Raw genomic sequence first — 1,139 nt, forward strand, 5'->3', positions numbered from 1 at the left:
AAGAGCTGGATGACCGAAGCGCCGCTGCGCATGCTGATGAACAATCTCGATCCTGACGTGGCCGAGAACCCGCATGAGCTGGTCGTCTATGGCGGCATCGGCCGCGCCGCCCGCACCTGGGCCGATTTCGACCGTATCGTCGCGACGCTGAAAGATTTGAACGAGGATGAAACGCTCGTCGTGCAGTCGGGCAAGCCGGTCGGTGTTTTCCGCACCCACAAGGATGCGCCGCGTGTCCTGATCGCCAATTCCAACCTGGTGCCGCACTGGGCGACCTGGGACCATTTCAACGAGCTGGATAAGAAGGGTCTCGCCATGTACGGCCAGATGACCGCCGGCTCATGGATCTATATCGGCACCCAGGGCATCGTGCAGGGCACCTATGAGACCTTCGTCGAAGCCGGCAATCAGCATTACAACGGCAACCTCAAGGGCAAGTGGGTCCTGACCGGCGGTCTCGGCGGCATGGGCGGCGCCCAGCCGCTCGCAGCCGTCATGGCCGGCGCATCCTGCCTTGCCGTCGAGTGCAACCCGGATTCGATCGATTTCCGCCTGCGCACCCGCTATCTCGACGAGAAGGCCGAAACGCTGGACGAAGCCATGGACATGATCGCCGGCTGGACGAAGAAGGGTGAAGCCAAGTCCGTCGGCCTGCTCGGCAACTGCGCCGAAATCCTGCCGGAAATGGTCCGCCGCGGCATCCGCCCCGACATGGTCACGGACCAGACCTCGGCCCACGACCCGATCAACGGCTATCTTCCAAAGGGCTGGACCATGGGCCAGTGGAAGGAAAAGCGGGTCAGCGATCCGAAGTCGGTGGAAAAGGCCGCCCGCGCCTCCATGCGCGACCACGTCGAAGCGATGATCGCCTTCCAGGACATGGGCATCCCGACCTTCGACTACGGCAACAACATCCGTCAGGTCGCCAAGGATGAGGGTCTTGAAAACGCCTTTGCTTTCCCCGGCTTCGTGCCGGCCTATATCCGCCCGCTGTTCTGCAAGGGCATCGGCCCGTTCCGCTGGGCGGCTCTTTCGGGCGATCCGGAAGACATCTACAAGACCGACGCCAAGGTGAAGGAATTGCTGCCGGATAACAAACACCTGCATAACTGGCTGGACATGGCGCGCGAGCGCATCGC

General features: G+C 62.5%; 1 protein-coding gene. It reads left to right on the forward strand.

What is annotated here, in order from left to right; genetic code table 11:
- On the forward strand, window positions 1–1,139 hold a 1,139-nt coding region (gene hutU, locus AC1ROR_RS23650; protein ID WP_498590929.1), incomplete at both ends, for a urocanate hydratase.

It is taken from the genome of Agrobacterium sp. GW821-FHT14E08, assembly GCF_058803865.1.